Source organism: Mycobacterium sp. (genome assembly GCF_036273375.1).
Lineage (GTDB): Bacteria > Actinomycetota > Actinomycetes > Mycobacteriales > Mycobacteriaceae > Mycobacterium.
Map to the genome: position 1 here is coordinate 1 of NZ_DASUHS010000165.1, position 6,145 is coordinate 6,145.

Annotated in this window: 3 protein-coding genes and 1 pseudogene; 2 read left to right on the forward strand and 2 right to left on the reverse strand. The window is 63.1% G+C overall.

The window, feature by feature from the left end; genetic code table 11:
* The first annotated feature begins 1 nt into the window (after nt 1).
* Together VFW69_RS15720 and VFW69_RS15725 are read left to right on the forward strand one after the other, a co-directional pair.
* A complete protein-coding gene (locus VFW69_RS15720; RefSeq protein ID WP_526502436.1) occupies nt 2-175 on the forward strand; it encodes a helix-turn-helix domain-containing protein in 174 nt (57 codons plus the stop codon).
* A 1,253-nt stretch (nt 176-1,428) separates the two neighbouring features.
* Nucleotides 1,429-4,701 (forward strand): N,N-dimethylformamidase beta subunit family domain-containing protein, encoded by a 3,273-nt coding sequence (locus VFW69_RS15725; protein ID WP_526502434.1) that lies wholly within the window; start codon nt 1,429-1,431, stop codon nt 4,699-4,701.
* 975 nt (nt 4,702-5,676) lie between these two features.
* Here the strand turns inward: VFW69_RS15725 and VFW69_RS15730 are convergent.
* Nucleotides 5,677-5,900 (reverse strand): annotated as a pseudogene (locus VFW69_RS15730) (IS21 family transposase); the annotation flags it as partial.
* A gap of 46 nt (nt 5,901-5,946) precedes the next feature.
* Nucleotides 5,947-6,145: GyrI-like domain-containing protein (locus VFW69_RS15735; RefSeq protein ID WP_526502435.1), on the reverse strand; the 199-nt coding region annotated here is incomplete at its 5' end.

The window sequence follows — 6,145 nt, forward strand, 5'->3', positions numbered from 1 at the left end:
ACTGGCCGACGCCTGCGGGCTGCACTGGACCTTCGTCGGCCAGGTTGAGCGGGGCAGGCGCAACGTTTCGCTCCATAACATTCTCAAGCTCGCCCAGGGCTTGGAGATCGATCCTTGTGAATTGGTGCGGGGCCTGAAGCCCCCGACAGCGGCGCCAGCCGCAGACAAGATCTAAGCAAGATGAGCAACGGGCAAGGCTTGCAACCGGGGAAATGTGGACAATGACGTGGCCAGTGAGCTAGCTTTACACGTTTCGTCAAGTGCGCAGGATCTCGAGGAGTATCGAGCAGCGACGATTCGCTGCCGCCTGCAAGCTCGGATGCAGATGCCTGGCGATAGAGGAGGAGCGCCATTTCGCCGACCAGTGGCTCCATTCGATGCGGAGCCGCATTAGCCCCAGCGCAGCCGGTTGGTACTACCCACCTCCTAATGGGCTCACCGTCCTCGCCGGATCTGCCGGTGCTGGTTCACGAATCAACTTCGCAATTCTTCGGACTCGTAAAACTCGCCATCTGAGAAAGATGGCCCCAGTGAGTTAGAAGGGTGTCAATGTCCGAAGTTCTCTGCGCGGATATCCAAGTCCTGTGCACGCGGCGTGATCATCCGGACGGGATGCGGCTTCATCGTTAGATGACAGGGGTCTTCGGTGTTATATGGCAGGGCACTTGGAGGGGAGAGGTGGCCTGTTACGGAGAGTCAGCATTCTGCAAGGTGACAACCAGGCATACCGGGCATAACGCCGAATATTTGCAGTCCTCGCCGTGCCTTCTGTTCTTGCGAGTCGAATGCATATAGTCCGGATCTGCACGGTCGCCGACCTACTCGAGGTTGACTGGGCTGTCGGCCATATCGATCCGTCAGTTCGGTGAATGCAAGCGCGATCCTGGAGATGGCCTTGGCAGTGGCGGGACCAGATGCCTGGCCGATCCTGCCTACCGGCCTCTGGAGGGCGCGCTGGGGGGAACCCGCGATGGCGGCCGGGTGATCGGCGGTGGACGCTGGCCGGGCCGCCGTCGATGCTTGCCGCGGGGGGTGGTGACACCATCGGTCCGGTTGTCCCGCGTCCTGGTGTCCATATTTGTTCAATGCCGTGTATTGCCCCCAGCGCCACGGGCGAGGACGATCCTGGCAAGGGAGCATGAGGCGGGGAGGGGGGATTGGCGATGATCACGATGCATAGGCCGTGCCGCTGCGCGGCATGGGTGTTTGGCGTGTTGCTGGCTGTGGCCAGCGCGGTGGCCAGCGGCGCGCCTGCTGCCGCCCGTTCGGGTGCGGTCACCGCGGGTGGCCCGAGCGTGCCGTCGCCTGGCACGCTCAGGCAACAGCGGCCCGTGAGATCAAGGCCTCTGAGTCCGCGCCGCCTGCCAACCGGCCGCTAATCCGCAAAGGGGACAATGTATTATGGAACCTAACCTTGATTATCGCTCGGTGAAGCTCGATGGCGGGTGGCGGCAAAGCTGGGATGCCATCCTCTCGGGCAGGTTCACCAATTCAGCTTGTGACGGATTGCTGTTTTACGATGCGGTCGGCGGTACGGGCGAGTTTTTCTCTGTCGATGGGCTCGGGAACATGGCCTTGTTGCAGTCGCACTTTGGCTGGAGGACGAGCTGGTCGGAGATTGTGCCCGGCAGCTATGCTGCTAGCCCATTCACAGGCCTTTTGTTTTACGACCGGGCGGCCGGCCACGTCGAGCTGTGCTCCGGCGACGGACTTGGAAACATCACACTCCTCCAGGGCCACGATGGCTGGAGGACGAGCTGGGACATGATCGTTCCGGTTGACGGCCAGCTGGGTCTCACCCGGTTGCTCTTCTATGATCGCGATGCGGGCTGGGGAGAGATCTACGCGACCGATGGCAATGGCGGGCTTGTGCTCCAGCAGGCGTACACGGGGTGGCGGACAACGTGGAGTGTCATTGTCTCGCTGCAAGTCGGCGGCAACCCATTGTTGTTGTTTTACGAGGCCATGAGCGGCCATGCTGAGCTGTATGCTGTCGATGCCGCGGGGGACATTCAGTTCATAGCCCCGTTCTCGGGCTGGCGGTCGAGTTGGTCGATTATTCGCCCAGTTGGCTTGCGGGCATCGGCTTACGCCGGGCTTGTGTTCTACGATCGGGCAGCGGGCGTGGCAGAGCTCTACACGCTCAATGGCGCTGGGAACTTTTCCCTGGTGAAGACGTTCGCGGGGTGGAGAAACTCCTGGGCGTCGATCACGAACGGCTCGTTCGGAGGTGTCTTCGACGACCTCCTCCTCTATGACCGCGACGCGGGCGAAGGGGAACTGCGTGCGCTCGACACCTGGCCGATGGGGCCGTTGGAAGGTTACGTCTCGAGCGAGAGTGTCCGGCCAGCCGAGCCGATCACCGTGCATGTCCGGAGCACGGTCGGCCCATTCCGGGCCGAGCTTCTCCGCCGCGGCCTGACCGATACGTTGATCTCAACTCTTGGCATCTTCGCTGACCAGCAGGCCGACCTACCGCTCGACGGCCCCGAAAACGGCTGCACCTGGCCTGCCGCGGCCAGCGTTACCGTCCCGGTCGGCTCGCCGAGCGGCCTGTATATCGTTCGGCTGTCCTCCCTCGATGGTGGCGTGACCGGTGAGGTGCCGTTCGTCGTCACCGCCGAGGCGCCGGGCGCTGGCACGGGCATCCTGTTCGCCATATCAAGCTCCACCTACGAAGCGTATTGCTGGTGGGGAGGCCGGAGCCTGTATGGCCACGGCGGACTGGACGGGCTCCACTGGTTCGAGAACCAGGCATTCTGCGTCTCCCCCCACCGGCCCTATCTCGGCCCTGATGACTTGGTCACCCCGAAATTCCAATACTGGGAGATGCCGTTCATCCGCTGGCTTGGGCGAAACGGCATTGTCGTGGATTACTGCACAAGCAACGACCTTCACGCCAATCCTGGGCTGCTAGCTCAGTACCGGCTCATCGTGACGGTCGGCCACGACGAGTACTGGTCGTTCGAGATGCGAGACCACATCGAGCAGTTCGCAGACAACGGCGGTACGGTCGTCGCGTTGACCGGGAACACATGCTGGTGGCAGATCCGCTTCGACGATCCGCCCGCGATCACGTGCTACAAGGAGGGACAACTCGACCCCGCAAGCAACGATCCAGCGTTGCGGGAGCGGGTGACGGTGACCTGGATCGAGCCCGCTCTCAACCGTCCGGAAACACTGATGACGGGCGTGAGCTATCAATACGGAACGCTGATCGTCGGCGACAACGACACCGAAGCACCGGTATATGAGGTGGTGGCACAGCATCCAGTGCTCCAGGGCACCAACCTCACGATCGGTGACACGTTCGGCACCTATACCAACAACGTTGGGCGCCGGGCGCCCTACAAGGATGGCAGGCTCACGGTCATCGGCTACGAATGCGACGCCCGCCCAACTTCACCCCCGGGAACCGGCCGCACACCCTCGCAGGCTGTCAATGAGACGCCGCTGGACTGGCGGTCGAACTGGGAGAGCATCATCCCGGCCGACCGCAGCGTCGGCAGCAGCCCCGATGTTCTCTTCTATGACAGGGGCCTGGGCGAGGGCGAGCTGCACCGCATTGACGAATCGGGCACGCTCACTCTGCGGCGGTTTCACCAAGGCTGGCGAACCACCTGGAACAAGATCATCTCAGGCGTCTTCGGCACTACAGGATTTGCCGGACTGCTTTTCTACGACCAAAGCGCAGGAGCCAGTGAGTTCTACGCCGTCGAGGCTAACGGCGACATCACCCTGCTGCGATCACATGAGGGATGGCGGCAAAGCTGGGATCAAATCGTCCCGGGGAATTACTCAGACGGCGGTTTCTCCGGCCTTCTGTTCTACGACCGCAGCGCCGGAGTGGGCGAGTTCTACGCCACCGACGGGTCGGGCAACATCTCGTTGCTGACGTCGAACGACGGCTGGCGGACGAGCTGGGACATCATCGTGCCTGGCAACTTCGGCAGCAATGGCCATACCGATCTTCTCTTCTACGATCGCAACGTCGGCGAGGGAGAATTCTACACGGTGAACCAGGGCATACCCGGGCTCCTGAAAACCGAGTCCGGGTGGAGAAGCAGCTGGGACATCATCCTCCCGCTCGAACTCGGCCTGGGTCACACAGCGCTTTTGTTCTACGATCGCAACGCCGGGACCGGTGAAATCTACTCGACCGATGGCGTCGGAAATATCAGCCTGCTGACGTCACACACCGATTGGCGCACGACCTGGAATGCAATCATTCCCCTCCGGCTCGACACAAGCAACGGCACGTACCTTCTCTTCTACGAGCAAGATACCGGCGACACCGAGTTGTACTTCATCGACGTCACCGGCGCCATCCACTTCATCCATGCGTATGGAGATCCTGCCTTTATGGCCATCGCGCGCTCGATATTCCCAGTAAAGGACCAGAACGGCAACGTTGTGACAGGCGAATACGCCACCATGGGCGTCCTGCGCAAAGGCAGCGGCAAGGTCTTCAGCGCCGGCACCACCGACTGGCCGTTCGGTCTCAGCCAGACAGAAGACAACTGGACCTCGATCGACCAGATCACCGCGAACCTCCTCCAACTCTACGGATCGGCCCCCCAGATCACCCGCCCAATCGCCGAGAAAGCGCCCGCCACGAATCCACAGCCACCCAGCCCACACCTCAGGCAACAGTGGGATCTGCTTCGCGCCAGACGCGAAACTGGTTCGCAGACCGCCTGAGCGCGAGGGCAAACCGTTCCCCGGGGCCGCATTAGAGGGCGGATCGGTTGGCGTCGTTTCAGTTCGTAATGGTGTAGCGAGTACGAGCGGCACATCGCGGCGGCCCACCGCGCCTACCGGCGCCGCGGCGACCTCCTGGTCGGCGAGCTGGCGGCGAAACCACCCGGGCTGCCAGTCCGCGGCGCCGCCGTCGGGATGCAACTACTCCTCCAACTCCCCAGCGACACCGACGACATCGCCCTCCCCGAAGCCGCGGCAGCCCACGGCATCAACATCTCCTCGCTCGCGCCGCTTCACCTCGCGCCAGCCAGCACCACGGGTTGCTCGCCGGATTCGGCCGGCTCCCCGAACACAAGATCTCGCCCGCCGTAGGGCACTGGCGTCCGTGCTCGGCGAGACCGGAGCATTGCCGCCAACCTGACCACCTATCATCCAGTTCCGTGCGCTCCACACCGCCACGATGACCACCAGGATCGCCGCCCAGATCGGCGGCTACTTGCGCTCTGGCCGCGGACTAGGGCCAATCACACAAAGTGATCGAGCTTCTCCTGACTGTGCGCAGCCCGATCACCGATTAGGCGTAGCCGAATTAGCGGCGGCAGTAGAAACCTACCGTGCGCAGATTATCTATTCTTCGAGTGATCTCGCTCACCCGGGGCGTACAAGATCAGCGTCTGCGGTGGGCTACGGAGAGGCCCGGTCGACCTCGTCGTCCTTGCGGTCGCGGGCCGACGTGCAGCGACGCGCTGACTTTCGCCGACCGCCGGGCAGCCGAATGCGATGGGAGGCCGCGGCAGCCAGTTGGCCGTGTCTAGCCTTTGCAAACTAGGTGAATAACCACGGGCGTGCTGCGGTCCCGGGCCATGTCGTAGATCCAGGCTTCGACGTAGCTGGAATACTGCTGTTTTATACTGCACGCTTCGTTGAACGGATAGGCGATGCTGTCCGGCCCGATGATGCCATAAGACGGACTGGCCAAATCCCGGCCAGGATGTCCCCGGCCTGCCGCGACGGGATCATCGACGCGTCCGTGAAACCGGGAGAACGCCAGCGTGATCACCAGCACCGGCAGCGCCGCTTCAGCCTTGGCACGACCGGGAAGCGCAGCTCCCCGAACCACAGGTCGCATGGGTGAACTGCCCGGGCTTGTAAGTCACCCGGCCGGACGGGTCGATGCCCTTGTCCTCCGGGCGGACCACGATCGGGTGTGCCGGGATGCCGGCGGTGACCGCTGGGACCGTGTCGTCAGGAGGGCTCGTGCGCGGCCTGGCCGGTGTCGAAGATCGGCCACCCGATCTCGGTCCGCCACTGCGCTTCCTCGCTGGTTTCGTGTGGGCCGACAGGGTAGTACTCGCGGATCGGCCCGTCGACTGCGAGGGCGTGATCGGTGACGTAGGTGGCGAGTGATCCGTAGGCCCGGTCGATCTCGCCGCTGTGTGGTCCG